We start from the raw sequence: 17,140 nt of genomic DNA, 5'->3' as shown, positions 1-17,140 counted from the left end.
GATCGGCCGCAGCGCGGAGGAGGTGGACCACGCCCCGCCCCGCGGCCGCTACGCGCCCGTACCGGCCCCGGAGTCCACCGTGGCCGGCCCCGCGCTCCGCTGGGCCGCCCCGGCCGCCGCCCTGGCCCTCGCCTCGGCCATCGTCGTCACCAGGGCCCTCCGCAAGCGCCGCTGAACACCCCCCCCGCGTGTCCGGACACCGACGGCGCCCGCACCACGCCCCGCTCCGCCCGCCCGTCCGCCGGAGACACCCCGTAGGGTCGTGCCGTGCGTAACCAAGAGATCACGTTGACCGCGGGTGACGCGGAGGTTGTCGTGGCGCCGGCGAACGGCGGCCGGGTGAGCGGTCTGCGGGTCGGCGGCGTCGAACTGCTGCGCCAGGGTGAGCGGTTCGGCTGCTTCCCCATGGTCCCGTGGTGCGGCCGCATCCGGGACGGCCGCTTCCTCGACGGGGTGACCGTCCGCCAGATGCCCCTGAACGCCCCGCCCCACGCCATCCACGGCACCGCCCGCACCAGCGCCTGGAGCGTCGCCCACACCGCCCCGGACGAGGCCGTCCTCACGTACGACCTGGTCGACCCCTGGCCCCACCCGGGCCGGGTCACCCAGGTGTTCACCCTCACCGCGGACTCCCTCACGCTGGCCATGTCCGTGGAGACGTACGGGACGTCCTTCCCGGCGCAGATCGGCTGGCACCCCTGGTTCAACCGGAACCTGGGCGGGGAGGGCGTGCGCCTGGACTTCGACGCCGCCTGGCAGGAGGAGCGCGGCGCCGACCACCTGCCCACCGGCAACCGCGTCGCGCCGGGGCCCGGCCCCTGGGACGACTGCTTCGGCATGCCCGACGGCGTCGACGTGCGCCTCACCTGGCCCGGACAGCTGGAGCTGAAGGTGGCCTCCCGCGAGGAGTGGGTCGTCGTCTACGACGAGCAGGCCGAGGCGGTCTGCGTGGAGCCGCAGACCGGGCCGCCGAACGGGCTGAACACCCACCCGCGCCTGGTCACCCCCATCGACCCCCTGGAGGCGACGACCACCTGGACCTGGCGCCGCCTCTGAACCCGGGCCGCCGGGCTGTCTAAGCTGACGGGCATGAGTGACGTTCGCGGCGCGCTGCTGCAGCAGATCAAGGACAAGGCCGTGGTGCACGGCAAGGTGACGCTCTCCTCCGGGCTGGAGGCCGACTACTACGTCGACCTGCGCCGCGTCACCCTGGACGGCGAGGCCGCGCCGCTCGTCGGACAGGTGCTGCTGGACCTGACCGACGGCCTCGACTTCGACGCGGTCGGCGGGCTCACCATGGGCGCCGACCCGGTGGCCGCGGCCATGCTGCACGCGGCCTCCGCGCGCGGGCGGCGGCTCGACGCGTTCGTCGTCCGCAAGGCCGCCAAGGCGCACGGGATGCAGCGCCGGGTGGAGGGCCCCGCCATCGAGGGCCGCCGGGTGCTCGTCGTCGAGGACACCTCCACCACCGGCGGCTCCCCGCTCACCGCGGTCGAGGCCGTTCGGGAGGCGGGCGCCGAGGTGGTGGCCGTCGCGACCATCGTCGACCGGGCCACGGGCGCCGCCGAGAAGATCCAGGAGGGCGCCGGGGTCCCGTACCTCTTCGCCTTCTCCAAGGACGAGCTGGGCCTGGACTAGGTATCGCCCGGCAGGCGGTTTCGGCCACCTCGGCCGGACCGTCCGGGCCCGTCTGGGAAGATGGGGGCGACGATGACGTCGCCCCCAGGTCAGGGCCCAAGAGCCTGTGTCGCCGCCCCGGCCGGGCGCGCGGCGTCTGGCACGCACGCTCGCGGCGTTGCCGAAGCGCCCTAGTAGCTCCGCTACGAGGACGCTCCGGCGCCTTGCGATCGCACGCACCAGACGCCGCGCGCTGATCCGGCCGGGGCGGCGACACAGGCTCCGAGCAGCAGCAGAAGAGCCGTTACGTCGTACGCCGTACCGCGCCGTACGCGACCCGCACATACAAGGAGCGGACAGATGCCCATCGCGACCCCTGAGGTCTACAACGAGATGCTCGACCGGGCGAAGGCGGGCAAGTTCGCCTACCCGGCCATCAACGTCACCTCGACCCAGACCCTGCACGCCGCGCTGCGCGGCTTCGCGGAGGCCGAGAGCGACGGCATCGTCCAGATCTCCACGGGCGGTGCGGAGTTCCTCGGCGGCCAGTACAGCAAGGACATGGTCTCCGGCGCGGTGGCCCTCGCCGAGTTCGCGCACATCGTCGCCGAGAAGTACCCGGTGAACATCGCCCTGCACACGGACCACTGCCCGAAGGACAAGCTCGACGGGTACGTGCGGCCGCTGATCGGGATCTCCGAGGAGCGGGTCGCCCGCGGTGAGAACCCGCTGTTCCAGTCGCACATGTGGGACGGCTCGGCGGAGACCCTGGCCGACAACCTCTCCATCGCGCAGGAGCTGCTGTCCCGCGCCGCCGCCGCGAAGATCGTCCTCGAGGTCGAGATCACCCCGACCGGCGGCGAGGAGGACGGTGTCTCGCACGAGATCAACGACTCCCTGTACACGACGGTCGACGACGCGCTCCGCACCGCCGAGGCGCTGGGCCTGGGCGAGAAGGGCCGCTACCTGCTGGCCGCCTCCTTCGGCAACGTGCACGGCGTGTACAAGCCGGGCAACGTCGTGCTCCGCCCCGACCTGCTGAAGGAGCTGAACGAGGGCGTGGCCGACCGGTACGGCAAGCCGGCCGGCAGCCAGCCGTTCGACTTCGTCTTCCACGGCGGCTCCGGCTCCACCGAGGACGAGATCCGGACCGCCCTGGAGAACGGCGTGGTCAAGATGAACCTCGACACGGACACCCAGTACGCCTTCACGCGCCCGATCGCCGCCCACATGTTCACCAACTACGACGGCGTCCTGAAGGTCGACGGCGAGGTCGGCAACAAGAAGACGTACGACCCGCGCACGTGGGGCAAGCTCGCCGAGGCGTCGATGGCCGAGCGCGTGGGCCAGGCCTGCGCGCACCTGCGGTCGGCGGGCACGAAGATCAAGTAAAGCCGCCGTCCGCCACGGACCCCGGGCCCGGCCCCCCGCGTGACACCGCGGGGGGCCGGGCCTCGCGCATGGGTGAGACTGGGAGCCATGAGCATTCACCAGAACCTCCTCGGGGGCCCGGCCCCGACGCACCTCCCGGACGAGCCGGAGCCCCGCGAGCTGCTGGCGCAGGGCACCGCGCCCGCCGACGTCGCCGCCCGGTACCCGACCTCGTCCCTCGCCTGGGCCGAACTCGCGGACGACGCGTTCCGGCGGGGCGGCGTCGTGGAGTCGTACGCGTACGCCCGTACCGGATACCACCGCGGCCTGGACGCCCTGCGCCGCAACGGCTGGAAGGGGCACGGGCCGGTGCCCTGGGAGCACGCGCCCAACCGCGGCTTCCTGCGCGCCCTGCACGCCCTCGCCCGCGCCGCGCAGGCCATCGGCGAGCAGGCGGAGTACGAGCGCTGCAGCCAGTTCCTGAAGGAGTCCTCGGAGACGGCGGCGCAGGAGCTCGGCCGGGCCTGACCGGTGCCGGAGCGCGTGGGGCCCGCGTGATCGACAACTTGTGATCATGCGGGCCTTGCCGCGCGGAGGGACGATTGCGGAGGATGCCCCTGGGGACCGGGGCCCCCGTGCCGGCATCGGCAGGGGCGGACCGCTACCCGGACAGTGTCAGGAGACAGCGATGTCCCGACCGGAGCGAACCGACGACATCGGCATCGAGGCCGACGAGCGGGCGGACACCCCGCACCTCGACTTCCGGGGGACGACCCCCTACGAGGACTACGTCAGGGCGGACGTCCTCACCCACCTGCAGCACCTCCTCTCCGACGACCCGGGGGAGATGGTGTTCCTGGTGACCACCCAGGTCATGGAGCTGTGGTTCACGGTCATAGTGCACGAGTGGGAGACGGCCGCCGCGGCCCTCCGCGACGACGACGTCCCCCGGGCCATGGCCGCGCTGAAACGTTCCGTACGGGAGCTGGAGGCGCTCGACGCGTCCTGGCGGCCCCTCTCGCAGCTGACGCCCGCCCAGTTCAACTCCTACCGCGGCGCCCTCGGCGAGGGCTCCGGCTTCCAGTCGGCGATGTACCGGCGCATGGAGTTCCTGCTCGGCGAGAAGTCCGCGTCCATGCTCGTCCCGCACCGCGGCGCGCCCCGCGCGCACGCGGAACTGGAGAAGGCGCTGCACGAGCCGAGCCTGTACGACGAGGTCCTGCGACTGCTCGCGCGGCGCGGCCACCCGGTGCCGGAGTCGGTCCTGCGGCGCGACGTGTCGCAGCGGTACGAGGCCGACACCGCGGTCGAGGCCGTGTGGACCTCCCTCTACGCGGGCGAGGAGACGCACGAGCTCGCCCGGCTCGGCGAGGTGCTGACGGACGTGGCGGAACTGGTGTGGCGCTGGCGCAACGACCACCTCGTCGCCACCCGCCGGGCGATGGGCGCGAAGACGGGCACGGGTGGCTCCGCCGGCGTGGCGTGGCTGGAGAAGCGGGCCCGCAACAACGTGTTCCCCGAGCTCTGGACGGCGCGGTCGCATGTCTGAGCTGAAGAGCAGGGCCGACGAACTGGACGCGGCCGACCCGCTGGCGGAACTCCGCCGCCGGTTCGTGCTGGACGACGCCGTGTACCTGGACGGCAACTCGCTGGGCGCGCTGCCGGCGGCCGTGCCCGACCGGGTCGCGGACGTCGTCCGCCGCCAGTGGGGCGAGCTGCGCATCCGCTCCTGGGAGGAGAGCGGCTGGTGGACCGCGCCCGAGCGGATCGGCGACCGGATCGCCCCGCTGGTGGGCGCCGCACCGGGGCAGATCGTGGTGGGCGACTCCACCAGCGTCAACGTCTTCAAGGCACTGGTGGCGGCGGTACGGATGGCCCAGGGGGACGGGGACACGGTCCGGGACGAGATCGTGGTCGACGCGACGACCTTTCCCACGGACGGGTACATCGCCCGGTCGGCGGCCCGGATGACGGGCTGCACGCTGCGCGCGGTGACCCCCGCGGAGGTGCCGGGGGCGCTGCGCGACCGTACGGCCGCCGTCCTGCTCAACCACGTCGACTACCGCACCGGCCGGCTCCACGACCTGCCGGGGCTGACGGCCGCGGTGCACGGGGCGGGCGCGTACGTCGTCTGGGACCTGTGCCACAGCGCCGGCGCCCTGCCGGTCGGGCTGGACGAGCACGGGGTCGACCTGGCGGTCGGCTGCACGTACAAGTACCTCAACGGCGGACCCGGTTCGCCCGCGTACCTGTACGTGCGCTCCGGCCTCCAACCCCGCTTCGACTCCCCCCTCCCCGGCTGGACCTCCCACGCCGAGCCCTTCGGCATGCGCCCCGACTACACGCCCGCGGACGGTGCCCCGCGCGCGCGGGTGGGCACGCCCGACATCCTGTCGATGCTCGCGCTCGAGGCGGCCCTGGAGGCCTGGGACGGGGTGCGGATCGAGGCGGTACGGGCCAAGTCGCTCGCCCTGACGGACTTCTTCCTGGAGTGCGTGGCGGCGTACGTGCCCGAGGGCCGCGTCGAGTCCCTCACCCCGGCCGCGCACGCGGAACGGGGCAGCCAGGTGGCGCTGCGCACCGTGGCGGCCTCCGTGGATGCCGGGGACGTGATGAAGCGCCTGGTCGAGAGGGGTGTGGTGGGCGATTTCCGGCACCCCGACGTCCTGCGCTTCGGCTTCACCCCGCTGTACGTGGGCTTCGGGGACGCGGAGCGGGCGGCACGGGTGCTGGCGGGGGTACTGGGGTGAGGCGCCGGGTGCGGGTCGCTCGATGTGGGGTGGGGGCCGGTGCGCCGACCGGGGGGACCGGCCGTCTTCACCGAGCGTGACATCCGCGTGTTCACGCTCGTCACCGGCCTGATACCGTCCCCGCAAACGGCTGGATCCGTACGGTCCGGCCCTGTGCGCCCGCACCCAACACCGTTCAGCCGCTGAGAGGTTGGAGCATGCCGGACGACGCCGCAGCACCGGACGACGCCGTCCCCCGTGCCGCCGAGGAGGCCTCCGCCTTCGCGCACCCGCCGGTCGCCCCGGACGCCGGCGGCGCGTACGGCGACCACCCCGACCAGGTGATCGACTTCTACGCCCCGCGCGGTTCCCGCGGGAACGGCGGGTCCAGGTCCGCGCCGCTCGTGGTCGTCCTGCACGGCGGCGCCTGGCGGGCCCGGCACGACCGGCGTCACCTCACGCCGTTCGCCGCCTTCCTGGCCGGCCGGGGCTTCGCCGTGGCCAACGTGGAGTACCGCCGGGGCGGCGTCGGTGGGGCCGGGAACCCGACGCCGGCGGCGGGGCGCTGGCCGGAGACGTTCGACGACGTGGCCGCGGCCTTCGACGCGCTGCCCGCTCTCGTGCGGGACGCGCTGCCGCAGGCCGACCTGGGCCGGACGGTGATCACCGGCCACTCCGCGGGCGGGCAGCTGGCCCTGTGGGCGGCCGCCCGTCACGTCCTGCCGTCCGGCGCACCGTGGCGCACGGACCGGCCGGCACCGCTGCGCGGTGTCGTCGCCCTCGCGCCGATCGCCGACCTCGGCGTCGCGCGGAAACTGGACCTGTGCGGCGGGGCCGCCGAGCAACTCCTGGGCGGCCCCGAGACGTTCGCGGAGCGGCGCGCGTACGCCGACCCGGCCCTCCTGCTGCCCACGGGCATCGCCACCACGGTGGTGCAGGGCCGTGCCGACACGGTCGTGCCCCAGGCGGTGGCCGACTCGTACGCGGACGCGGCGGCACGGGCGGGCGAGATGGTGGGCCTCACACTCCTGGAGGACGTCGGTCACTTCCCCCTGATCGACCCGTCGGCGGACGCCTGCGCGGTGGTGGCGGAGGAGATCGGCCAGCTGGCCTGGTGAGGCTCCGGCGCTCCCCGTAGTACCTGAGACGGACCCCGGAGAACCCCTCTCACTGGTGACGACCCCGGTGCCGGCCGGCACCTACGGTGTGGAGCGTGACCGAGACGACCCAGACGCAGACGCGGGCAGTGCCCCCGCGAGACGGTGCCCCGTCGCGCACCCCCGAGTACCGGTTGGCCGTGGACGCCCTGCGCGGGCTGCGGGAGGACCTGATCACCGACGCGTTCGCGTACCGTCCGCTGCCCCGAATGGGCGTGGACGGTCCGATCACCCGGCGGCTGCCCCCGCGGCTGCGGGCGTACGCGGTGTGGACGCCGCACGCCGTGGTGGCCGTGCTCGTTCTGTGGGCGATGGCTTTCGGTACGGCGGACGGCTACGGCGACAGCGCTGCGCTGAACGCCCTGCTCGCCCTCGGCCCCGTCCTGCTGACGCTGGTCAGGCCCGTCGGAGCCTTCTGGGTGTCCATGGCGGTGACCCCGGTGGCCGCCGTGGTCTCGAACAGCCACGGCGACTGGCCGTGGACGATCGGAGCCTTCGCCTCCCACCTGATGGTGATGACGATCGTGGCGCTGCGGACACGGCCGCGCGCCGCCGCGTGGATGTGGGTGATCACCGCGGCGTACGGGTTCGTCGTCACGTCGCTGCTCGGCGCGGGGCACTACGTGAACAACACCGTGCCGTTGCTGGTCATCTCCGCCATGGCCTTCCTGGCCGTCACCGTCGTCCACACCCGCCGCACCGCCCAGCGCGAGGTGACCGCCCAGCAGACGGTCACCGAGCACGAGCGCTCCAAGCGCACCCTCCTGGAGGAGCGCACCACGATCGCCCGCGAGCTGCACGACGTGGTCGCCCACCACATGTCGGTGGTCGCGATCCAGGCGGAGGCCGCGCCGTACCGCGTGGAGAACCCGCCGCCGGAGCTGGAGCAGGCCTTCGCGACGATCAGGGAGAACGCGGTCGCGGCGCTCACCGAGCTCCGCCGCGTGCTCGGTGTCGTCCGCGCGGAGGACTACGAGGCCCCGGAGGCCCCGCAGCCCACCCTCGCCGACCTCGACGCGCTCCTCGCCAACGTGCGCGAGGCGGGCCTGACCGTCGAGAAGGCGGTGACCGGGGCCGTGCGCGAGCTGCCGCAGGGCGTGGAGCTGTCGGCGTACCGGATCGTGCAGGAGGCGCTGAGCAACACCCTCAGACACGCGCCCGGCGCGAGCGCCCGCGTGGAGATCGGTTACGTGCTCGGCGGCCTCGGCCTGCGCATAGTCAACGGCGCGCCCCCGAACCCCGCGCTGATCAAACCCTCGCCCGGCGCCGGCCACGGGATCACCGGCATGCGCGAGCGCGTCACCATGCTGAACGGCGAGATGACGGCCGGCCCGACGGACGACGGAGGTCACGAGGTGACGGTCTTCCTGCCGGTGCCGCCGGTGAGCGAGGACGCGGCATGACGGGCAGCACCATCCGCGTGCTGATCGCGGACGACCAGATGATGGTCCGCGAGGGTTTCTCGGTGCTGCTGAACGCGATGCCGGACATGGAGGTCGTCGGCGAGGCGGTCAACGGCCGGGAAGCGGTCGCGAAGGTCCGCGAGCTGGCCCCGGACATCGTCCTGATGGACATCCGCATGCCCGAGCTGAACGGCATCGAGGCGACCCGGGAGATCGTCGCGGCGGACGGCGCGGCCAAGGTGCTGGTGCTGACCACGTTCGACCTGGACGAGTACGTGTACCAGGCGCTGCGGGCGGGCGCCTCCGGCTTCCTGCTCAAGGACGCCTCCGCCCGCCAGCTCGCGGACGGCGTACGGGTGGTGGCGTCCGGCGAGGCCCTGCTGGCGCCCTCCGTGACCAGGCGGCTGATCACGGAGTTCTCCAAGCTCTCCGAGGCCCCGCGCCTGATGCCCGGCGCGCAGTCGGCGTACGGCGATCTCACCGAGCGGGAGACGGAGGTCCTGGTCCTCATCGCGCAGGGACTGTCGAACGCGGAGATCGCGGAGCGGCTGGTGGTGGCCGAGTCGACGATCAAGACGCACGTGAGCCGGATCCTGGTGAAGCTGGGCCTGCGGGACCGGACCCAGGCCGCGGTCTTCGCCTACGAGGCCCGGCTGGTCACCCCGGGCTGAGCGGGCGCCGAGCGGACGCCGAACGGACATGGACCGCCGGAACCCCTGGTCAGCGGCCCCGGCCGCCGGGTAGCGTCCGCCCATGGCAGCCTTCGACCCGTGGGACCCCGCATTCGTGGCCGACCCGTACCCCGCGTTCGCTCAGCTGCGGGCGTCGGGCAGGGTGCACTACTACGAGCCCAGCGACCAGTGGCTGGTGCCGCACCACGCGGACGTGTCGGCGCTGCTGCGGGACCGCCGGCTCGGCCGGACCTACCAGCACCGCTTCCGCCACGAGGAGTTCGGGCGGACGGCGCCGCCGCCGGAGCACGAGCCGTTCCACACGCTGAACGACCACGGCATGCTCGACCTGGAGCCGCCGGACCACACGCGGATCCGGCGCCTGGTGTCGAAGGCGTTCACCCCGCGGACGGTGGAACGGCTGCGGCCGTACGTCGACCGCCTGGCGGACGAGCTGGTCGCCCGCCTGGTCGAGGCGGGCGGCGGCGACCTGCTGACGGAGGTCGCCGAGCCGCTCCCGGTGGCGGTCATCGCGCAGATGCTGGGCATCCCGGAGTCCGACCGGGCGCCGCTGCGACCGTGGTCGGCGGACATCTGCGGGATGTACGAGCTGAACCCGTCACAGGAGGCGGCGGCGAGGGCGGTACGGGCGTCGGTCGAGTTCACGGAGTACCTGCGCGAGCTGATCGCGGCGCGGCGGAAGGAGCCGGGCGAGGACCTGGTCTCGGGGCTGATCGCGGCCCACGACGAGGGCGACCGGCTCACCGAGCAGGAGATGATCTCCACCTGTGTGCTGCTGCTCAACGCGGGCCACGAGGCGACGGTCAACGCCACGGTGAACGGCTGGTGGGCGCTGTTCCGCAACCCGGACCAGTTGGCGGCCCTGCGCGCGGACCACTCCCTGGTCCCGTCCGCGGTGGAGGAGCTGCTGCGGTACGACACCCCGCTCCAGTTCTTCGAGCGCTGGGTGCTGGACGACATCGAGATCGCCGGCACGCGGATCCCGCGCGGCGCCGAGGTGGCGCTGCTCTTCGGCTCGGCCAACCACGACCCGGCGGTCTTCACCGACCCCGCCCGCCTGGACCTGGCCCGCGCGGACAACCCGCACATCTCCTTCAGCGCGGGCATCCACTACTGCATCGGCGCCCCCCTGGCCCGCATCGAGCTGGCGGCCTCGATGACGGCCCTGCTGACCAGGGCCCCGGGACTGGCCCCGGCGGCGGAGCCCGAGCGCACGCCGAACTTCGTGATGCGGGGGCTGAAGGGTCTCGACGTCACGGTCCGCTGAGCGCCCGCGGGGTCGTCCGGGCGCATGCCGGGCCGCCGGGGCGTCGTCAGGTCGCCAGGTCCCGCACGCGCAGTCCCGCGAGGCCGATCGCGACGAGGGCCGCCGTCATCGCCGTCATCCCGCCCACCGGCCCCCATGCCATCTCCGCGCCCGGCAGCTTCGGGAGGTGGCTGAAGGGGGAGAGGTCCAGTACGGCGCCCGGCAGGTCGAGCACGGGACCGAGCCAGCCGATCAGCAGGGCCGCGCCCGCCACGCCCCACGCCGCCGCCGGGGCCACCTGGGGCCACACCCCGTACAGCAGGACGGCCCAGCCGCCGATCAGCCAGACTGCCGGGAGCTGCACCAGGCAGGCGCCGAGGACGGGGCCCGGTTCGCCGCCGTACCCGGCGGTCAGGCCGAGGCCGCCGAGCAGCATGACCAGCGCGGCGCCGCCGAAGGCGATCACCAGGTGCCCGCCCGCCCAGCGCAGCCGCCCGACCGCGCAGCCCAGCACCGGCTCGGCCCGCTGCGAGGTCTCCTCGGTGTGCTGCCGCAGGACGGCCTGGACGATGTGGAGCGCGGCGGCCATCCCCAGCAGGCCGGCCATGGCGCCGAGGAACGCGTCGGTCAGCCCGGCCTGTCCGCCCATCTGTTCGATGATGGCGCGGGTCCGCTCGTTGTCGCCGACCAGATCGGTGGCACCGCCCGTGATGCCGCCGAAGGCCAGCCCGGCGGCGAGGTACCCGAGCCCCCAGCCGAGCACGCTGCCCCGTTGCAGCCGCCACGCCAGCGCACCGGCCGTACCGAGGCGGCCCGTCGCAGGGCCGGGCCGGGTGGGCAGGAAGCTCATGCCGAGGTCGCGCCGGTCCGCCAGCCGGTAGGCCACCACGGTCAGGACCGTGACCGTCGCGGCGAACAGCAGCAGCACCCACCACCGTTCGTCCGCGAAGGCACGCGTGTGCTCGAGCCAGCCGATCGGCGACGCCCAGGTCAGGAGGGACGAACCGTCGTGCTCGGCGGCGTCGCCCGCGGCCCGCAGCACGAACGCCGCCCCCAGGGCGGCCCCGGTCAGCCCCTTCGCCAGCCGCGCGCTCTCCGTCAGCTGGGCCACGACCGCCGCCGCCGTCGCGAACACCATGCCGGTGCCGGCCGTCCCGATCCCCAGCGCCAGCGCACCGGCGGCCCCCTGCCCGGCCAGCCCGCCGGTGATCAGCAGTGCGAGCGCCGCGTTCCCCGCCAGCGCGGTGAGCAGCGCCGCCGTGAGCGGTGCCCGCCGCCCGACCACCGCCGAGGAGAGCACCTCCTGCCGTCCGCTCTCCTCCTCGTCACGGGTGTGCCGCACCACGACGACCATGCTCATGACCGCGGCGAACACCCCCGCGTACACACCGATCCGCCAGGCCGTCAGCGCACCGAGCGAGTCGCCGAACACCGGCCCGTACAGGGCGCGCAGCGAGCTGTTCGTCAGCATCTGCCGCACCACCCCGGCCCGTTCGTCCGCCGTCCCGTACACGCTCTCCAGCGCGTTCGGCACGGCGAGCACCGTGAGCGCGATGACGGCCACCCACAGCGGGAGCAGCGCCCGGTCCCGGCGCAGCGCGTGCCGCAGCAGGGTGCCCGTCCCGGCGAGCCGGCGCGCACGCCCGGCGCCCGGTACCGGCCCGGCCGCCGCCACCGCGGTCACCGGGCCACCGCCTCGGCCGGCACCTCGCCCAGTTCGTCCTGGTAGTGCCGCAGGAACAGTTCCTCCAGGGTCGGCGGGGCCGAGGTCAGCGACCGGACGCCGGACTCCGCGAGGATGCGCAGCACCGCGTCCAGCTTGTCGGTGTCGACCTGGAACCGGACGTGCCCGCCGCGCACCTCCAGGCCGTGGACGCCGGGCAGCGCGGACAGCGCGCCCGGCGGGCCGGCGAGTTCGGCGGTGACGCTCGTACGGGTCAGGTGGCGCAGGTCGGCGAGGGAGCCGCGCTCGACCGTGCGGCCCCTGCGGATGATGCTGACCCGGTCGCACAACTCCTCCACCTGGCTGAGCAGGTGCGAGGAGAGCAGCACGGTACGGCCGCGCCCGCGCTCCTCGGCCACGCACCGCTGGAAGACCTCCTCCATCAGGGGGTCCAGGCCGGAGGTGGGCTCGTCCAGGATCAGCAGGTCGACGTCGGAGGCGAAGGCGGCGACGAGGGCGACCTTCTGCCGGTTGCCCTTGGAGTAGGTGTGGCCCTTCTTGGTGGGGTCCAGTTCGAACCGTTCGACCAGTTCGGTCCGCCGCGCCCGGTCGAGGCCCCCGCGCAGGCGCCCGTACAGGTCGATGACCTCGCCGCCGGAGAGGTTGCGCCACAGGGCGACGTCCCCGGGCACGTAGGCGATCCGGCGGTGCAGTGCGACCGCGTCCGCCCAGGGGTCGCCGCCCAGCAGCCGTACGGTTCCCGCGTCGGCGCGGAGCAGGCCGAGCAGGATGCGGATGGTGGTGGACTTCCCGGCGCCGTTCGGCCCGAGGAAGCCGTGCACCTCGCCGGTGGCGACGCGCAGGTCGAGGCCGTCCAGCGCGTGGGTCCGCCCGAACGACTTGTGCAGTCCGGAGACGTCGATGGCGTGCTGTGCCATGGTCATGCTTCTGAACGTACGGTATCTTCACAAATTTGTGAAGCTAAGGAAACGTATAAATCGACGATAGACTCGGCCGACCGGAGCAGAGGGCGCGACCGGACGGACGACGGACGGGGTTTTCGTGGGCGAGTCGAGCACGGCCGGGACGGAAGCGGGGGCGGAGACGGGCATGGAGACGGCGCCCGGCCGGAACCCCGAGGCCGTGTCACGTTTCGTCGAGCGGTTCGCCGCGCAGCTCACCGACGCGGGGATGCAGCGGATGCCCGCACGCGTGTTCGCGGCGCTGCTCGCCTCCGACACCGGCGCCCTGACCTCGGCCGAGCTGGGCGAGCAGCTGAAGATCAGCCCGGCCGCCGTCTCCGGGGCGGTCCGCTACCTCTCCCAGCAGCACCTGGTCTCGCGCGAACGCGAACCGGGATCGCGCCGCGACCGCTACCGCGTGCACAGTGGCCAGTGGTACGAGGCGGTGACCAACCGTGACGCCCTCCTCCGCCGCTGGGAGGACGCCCTGCGCGAGGGCGTCCAGCAGCTCGGCGCCGACACCCCGGCCGGCCGACGGCTCACCGAGACGCTCGCCTTCTTCGAGTTCCTGCAGGGCGAGATCATCCAGCTGATGGAACGCTGGCGCGTCCGCCGCGAGGAGCTCTTCGGCGACGGCGGCGAAGGCGGCCACGGCGGTGACGGCGACGGAGCGGGCGCGGGCAACGGGTGAGACGACGTCTCACTCCGGCAGCGTGAGCCCCCAGGCCCCCTCCCGAACCACCCATGTGCGCGTACGGACGGGGCCGGCGACGACGGAGTCCGAGGCGTACCGGAAGTCCGCGCCCGACACGGTCACCCGCCGCCCGACGGCCCGCAACGCGGCGGCCTCGGCGCCCGCCGACGCCGGCCGCACCTCGACCTCCGCGGCCCCGGCTCCGCCCGGTGTCACCGACACGGCCCGCACCGGCTGGTCGAGGTCGACGAGCAGCACCCCGTCGACCTCCACCCGCAGCCGGGCCGGCCCGGCCCCCGCCCCCTGGACGGTGGCCCGCGGCGCCCGCGACCCGGGGGTGAACGCCCGTACGAACTGCTGGCAGGCCCGCAGCCACGCGGAGCACCCCGAGGGGCTCGAGGGACCGCTGTCGCTGTGCTGCCGGGTGTGCCGGGAGGCCGGTCGGTACCGGTTCCGGGCGACCTCCCCGTCACCTGCGGCCCCACCCGCCCCTGGCGCGGCATCGGCACTGAGGGCCGGGCCCGGCACCGCCGACGGAATGCCCACCGCCCCCAGCACCACCCCGTCACTGTCGTCCACCAGCAGATCGAGCCGCCGCTCGACGCCGTCCAGGACGGCGCGCGCCGCCGCGACCGCGCCGGTGGGCACCCCCAGCGCACGCGCCAGCGCGAGGCCCTCCGTGCCCGCCCCGCCGCCGACCGGCACGAGCGACAGGGCGCACCCGGTCAGCTCCCGCTGCCGGTGCAGCAGCGCGACGGCCCGCAGCAGCGCCCGGTCGTCGCCGATGACGACCGGCCGCCGCGACCCGCGCCTCGCCAGGGCCCGCGCGAACTCCTCGGGTCCCTCCGGGAGGCAGACCTTCGTGCTCGCCGCACCCGCGCTGAGCACGTCCTTCGCGATCCGTACCGACTCACCGTCCGTGCGACGGGCGAGGGGGTCGATGACCACCAGGAGCTGGTCGGAAGTCGCCACCTCGGTCCTGCCTCGCTTCCTCGGGTAGCATCTTTGTGCAAGAGCCCCTTGCGCCATTACGCCAGGGGCTTCGTCTATTCCGGGGCATCCGGGTCCGACGGCAAGCGGCCGGGCAAGGCCGCCGGTGTACGCGGCACACAGGGTGCCTCGTACGCCCCTGACGTTGGACATGCCCCGCCCGGAAGGGGTGTACGCGCGTGCCCGCACTTGTGCTGCTCGGTGCTCAGTGGGGTGACGAAGGCAAGGGAAAGGCCACCGACCTGCTCGGTGGTTCGGTGGACTATGTGGTGCGCTACCAGGGCGGCAACAACGCCGGCCACACGGTGGTCGTGGGTGACCAGAAGTACGCCCTCCACCTCCTCCCTTCCGGAATCCTGTCCCCGGAGTGCACTCCGGTCATCGGAAACGGTGTCGTCGTCGACCCGTCGGTCCTGCTCTCCGAGCTGAGCGGTCTGAACGAGCGCGGCGTCGACACGTCGAAGCTGCTGATCAGCGGCAACGCCCACATCATCACGCCGTACAACGTCACCGTGGACAAGGTGACGGAGCGCTTCCTCGGCAAGCGCAAGATCGGCACGACGGGACGCGGCATCGGCCCGACCTACGCCGACAAGATCAACCGCGTGGGCATCCGCGTGCAGGACCTGTACGACGAGTCGATCCTTCAGCAGAAGGTCGAGGCGGCCCTCGACGTCAAGAACCAGCTGCTGACCAAGCTCTACAACCGCCGCACCATCACCGCCGACCAGGTGGTCGAGGAGCTGCTGGGCTACGCGGAACAGATCAAGCCGTACGTCGCCGACACGGTCCTGGTCCTCAACCAGGCCCTCGACGACGACAAGGTGGTCCTCTTCGAGGGCGGCCAGGGCACGCTGCTCGACATCGACCACGGCACGTACCCCTTCGTGACCTCCTCGAACCCGACCGCGGGCGGTGCCTGCACGGGCTCGGGCGTCGGTCCGACGAAGATCAGCCGGGTCATCGGCATCCTGAAGGCGTACACGACCCGCGTCGGCGCCGGCCCGTTCCCGACCGAGCTGTTCGACGAGGACGGCGAGGCGCTGCGCCGCATCGGTGGCGAGCGGGGCGTGACCACCGGCCGCGACCGCCGCTGCGGCTGGTTCGACGCGGTGATCGCCCGCTACGCGACCCGGGTCAACGGCCTGACGGACTTCTTCCTCACCAAGCTCGACGTCCTGACCGGCTGGGAGGAGATCCCGGTCTGCGTGGCGTACGAGATCGACGGCAAGCGCGTCGAGGAGCTCCCCTACAGCCAGACCGACTTCCACCACGCGAAGCCGATCTACGAGACGCTGCCGGGCTGGAGCGAGGACATCACGAAGGCCAAGACCTTCTCCGACCTCCCGAAGAACGCCCAGGCGTACGTGAAGGCCCTGGAGGAGATGTCCGGCGCCCCGATCTCCGCGATCGGCGTCGGCCCGGGCCGGGACGAGACGATCGAGATCAACTCGTTCATCTAGCGACCGGGCCGCGCGGCGGTCGTACGACGGTGTGAGGGGCGCCCCTGCTCGGGGCGCCCCTCATTCCGTCCGGGTCACTCGCCTTCGGGCTGCTCCGGCTCCCGCGGGGCTTGGAATCCCTCGGTGTCGAGCATGCAGTCGAACGGCCCGGGAATGTCGATCTTTTCGCCGAACGGCTTCGTGACGCGGCCTTGATAGCCCTTGGCGCAGGACCCCCACATGACGGTGGCCTGTTCCAGCTGCATGCCGAGGATCAGGTAGACCGGCACGCCGGCCTTGCCGTAGGTCTCGGCCTTGTCGGTCAGGTCGTTGTCCCGCGTAGAGGGGGAGGTGAGCTCGGCGACGAACGAAAGACCTTCTCCGTCCAGACGGTGGCCCGTATGACGGCGCGCCTGCCGATGCGCGACGTGAATGTCCGGCCCGTACGCCCGCTCGATGCCCGGGAAGACGTACAGCGCAGGTGACGCGGTAACGCGGTGCTCATCGGGCAGATATGGACGCAGTTGGTCGCAGACCAGATCCATGACGTCCAGGTAGTACGCCTTCGACCACGGCGACACGACGATGTTGCCCCTGATGATCTCGGCCTTGAAGCCGTCGGGCACGTTGAGCTCGTCGAGGACGTCCAACAGATCCTCGAAGCCGCGGGACTGCGTGCCAGCTATCACCGGTCGATCCATCATCAGGGTCATGATGCGCCTTTCGCTCGGTGCAGGCCACTCAGCACGCAGAGTAGCTGCTCATGTGCGCCGTGGTGTGCCGAAGGTCGTGGGGGCTCAGCAGCCCATCGTCCAGGTGTGGGAGCTGCCCCGGTCGTTCGCGCCCCCGTCGTAGGCGACCTCCTGGCCCGGAGCCAGACAGAGGGTGACGCCGCCGGTCAGCTGCCGGCCGTCGTAGATCGTGACGTGGTCCTTGACGCCGGGGCCGGAGACGCCGTGGTTGGCCCACGAGGAGTCCTCGTTGGACATGTCGCCCTCCCACCAGCGGTCGTCACCGCTGTGCTCGATCTTCATGCCGTCGAAGTTGGCGTTCGTCCACACGCAGAAGTAGCCGCTGCGGCAGTCGGCGGCCCCGGCGGAGGCCGAGGTGGCGAGGACGGCTCCGGCGGAGAGCAGTCCGGCGGTGAGGAGGGCGGTGAGGCGGTTCATGAGGG

General features: G+C 73.0%; 17 protein-coding genes and 1 pseudogene. 13 read left to right on the top strand and 5 right to left on the bottom strand.

The window, feature by feature from the left end; genetic code table 11:
• The 11 genes and pseudogenes from UW392_RS24955 to UW392_RS24905 form a co-directional block, all read left to right on the top strand.
• A pseudogene (locus UW392_RS24955) lies at positions 1-175 on the top strand (carbon monoxide dehydrogenase subunit G); the annotation flags it as partial.
• 92 nt (positions 176-267) lie between these two features.
• On the top strand, positions 268-1,056 hold the full coding sequence (locus UW392_RS24950) for an aldose 1-epimerase (RefSeq protein WP_320777351.1): 789 nt from the start codon (positions 268-270) through the stop codon (positions 1,054-1,056).
• 33 nt (positions 1,057-1,089) lie between these two features.
• Positions 1,090-1,638 carry an orotate phosphoribosyltransferase gene (gene pyrE / locus UW392_RS24945; protein ID WP_320777350.1) on the top strand — a complete coding sequence of 183 codons (549 nt, stop codon included), beginning with the start codon at positions 1,090-1,092 and terminating at the stop codon, positions 1,636-1,638.
• A 339-nt stretch (positions 1,639-1,977) separates the two neighbouring features.
• Entirely contained in the window at positions 1,978-3,009 is a 1,032-nt protein-coding gene (gene fbaA / locus UW392_RS24940) for a class II fructose-bisphosphate aldolase (protein WP_320777349.1), read from the top strand.
• Between the two features lie 87 nt (positions 3,010-3,096).
• Positions 3,097-3,516, top strand: a complete 420-nt coding sequence (locus UW392_RS24935) for a DUF3151 domain-containing protein (RefSeq protein ID WP_320777348.1) — start codon at positions 3,097-3,099, stop codon at positions 3,514-3,516.
• Positions 3,517-3,676: 160 nt separating this feature from the next.
• Positions 3,677-4,537 (top strand): tryptophan 2,3-dioxygenase family protein, encoded by an 861-nt coding sequence (locus tag UW392_RS24930; RefSeq protein ID WP_320777347.1) that lies wholly within the window; start codon positions 3,677-3,679, stop codon positions 4,535-4,537.
• Positions 4,530-5,738, top strand: coding sequence for a kynureninase (kynU, locus tag UW392_RS24925; protein ID WP_320777346.1), 1,209 nt, complete (start codon positions 4,530-4,532; stop codon positions 5,736-5,738). The genes UW392_RS24930 and kynU overlap by 8 nt, the downstream gene beginning before the upstream one ends.
• 197 nt (positions 5,739-5,935) lie before the next feature.
• A complete protein-coding gene (locus tag UW392_RS24920; protein ID WP_320777345.1) occupies positions 5,936-6,835 on the top strand; it encodes an alpha/beta hydrolase family protein in 900 nt (299 codons plus the stop codon).
• Positions 6,836-6,930: 95 nt separating this feature from the next.
• Entirely contained in the window at positions 6,931-8,277 is a 1,347-nt protein-coding gene (locus UW392_RS24915) for a sensor histidine kinase (RefSeq protein ID WP_320777344.1), read from the top strand.
• On the top strand, positions 8,274-8,948 hold the full coding sequence (locus UW392_RS24910; RefSeq protein ID WP_320777343.1) for a response regulator transcription factor: 675 nt from the start codon (positions 8,274-8,276) through the stop codon (positions 8,946-8,948). Before UW392_RS24915 ends, UW392_RS24910 begins: the two co-directional genes overlap by 4 nt.
• An 82-nt stretch (positions 8,949-9,030) precedes the next feature.
• Positions 9,031-10,236: a cytochrome P450 gene (locus tag UW392_RS24905; RefSeq protein ID WP_320777342.1), complete on the top strand. Its 1,206-nt coding sequence runs from the start codon at positions 9,031-9,033 to the stop codon at positions 10,234-10,236.
• A gap of 46 nt (positions 10,237-10,282) precedes the next feature.
• Here UW392_RS24905 and UW392_RS24900 read toward each other — a convergent pair whose 3' ends face one another.
• Positions 10,283-11,899 carry an ABC transporter permease gene (locus tag UW392_RS24900; RefSeq protein WP_320777341.1) on the bottom strand — a complete coding sequence of 539 codons (1,617 nt, stop codon included), beginning with the start codon at positions 11,897-11,899 and terminating at the stop codon, positions 10,283-10,285.
• A complete protein-coding gene (locus UW392_RS24895; protein ID WP_320777340.1) occupies positions 11,896-12,822 on the bottom strand; it encodes an ABC transporter ATP-binding protein in 927 nt (308 codons plus the stop codon). Before UW392_RS24895 ends, UW392_RS24900 begins: the two co-directional genes overlap by 4 nt.
• A 166-nt stretch (positions 12,823-12,988) precedes the next feature.
• On the opposite strand from UW392_RS24895, the gene UW392_RS24890 reads away from it, so the two are divergent.
• Entirely contained in the window at positions 12,989-13,531 is a 543-nt protein-coding gene (locus UW392_RS24890; protein ID WP_320777339.1) for a GbsR/MarR family transcriptional regulator, read from the top strand.
• Positions 13,532-13,540: 9 nt separating this feature from the next.
• Here the strand turns inward: UW392_RS24890 and UW392_RS24885 are convergent, their stop codons facing one another.
• Positions 13,541-14,563: a diacylglycerol kinase gene (locus UW392_RS24885; RefSeq protein WP_414496695.1), complete on the bottom strand. Its 1,023-nt coding sequence runs from the start codon at positions 14,561-14,563 to the stop codon at positions 13,541-13,543.
• A gap of 140 nt (positions 14,564-14,703) precedes the next feature.
• On the opposite strand from UW392_RS24885, the gene UW392_RS24880 reads away from it, so the two are divergent.
• Positions 14,704-15,987 carry an adenylosuccinate synthase gene (locus tag UW392_RS24880; RefSeq protein WP_320777337.1) on the top strand — a complete coding sequence of 428 codons (1,284 nt, stop codon included), beginning with the start codon at positions 14,704-14,706 and terminating at the stop codon, positions 15,985-15,987.
• Positions 15,988-16,061: 74 nt separating this feature from the next.
• On the opposite strand, the gene UW392_RS24875 is transcribed toward UW392_RS24880, so the two are convergent.
• Together UW392_RS24875 and UW392_RS24870 are read right to left on the bottom strand one after the other, a co-directional pair.
• Positions 16,062-16,679 carry a Uma2 family endonuclease gene (locus tag UW392_RS24875; protein WP_320777336.1) on the bottom strand — a complete coding sequence of 206 codons (618 nt, stop codon included), beginning with the start codon at positions 16,677-16,679 and terminating at the stop codon, positions 16,062-16,064.
• An 84-nt stretch (positions 16,680-16,763) separates the two neighbouring features.
• Positions 16,764-17,135 carry a peptidase inhibitor family I36 protein gene (locus UW392_RS24870; protein WP_320777335.1) on the bottom strand — a complete coding sequence of 124 codons (372 nt, stop codon included), beginning with the start codon at positions 17,133-17,135 and terminating at the stop codon, positions 16,764-16,766.
• Positions 17,136-17,140 lie beyond the last annotated feature (5 nt).

The organism is Streptomyces sp. CRN 30 (genome assembly GCF_034105845.1).
The sequence above is the reverse complement of the archived record's forward strand: the minus strand, read 5'-3'. Positions and strand labels throughout refer to the sequence as shown.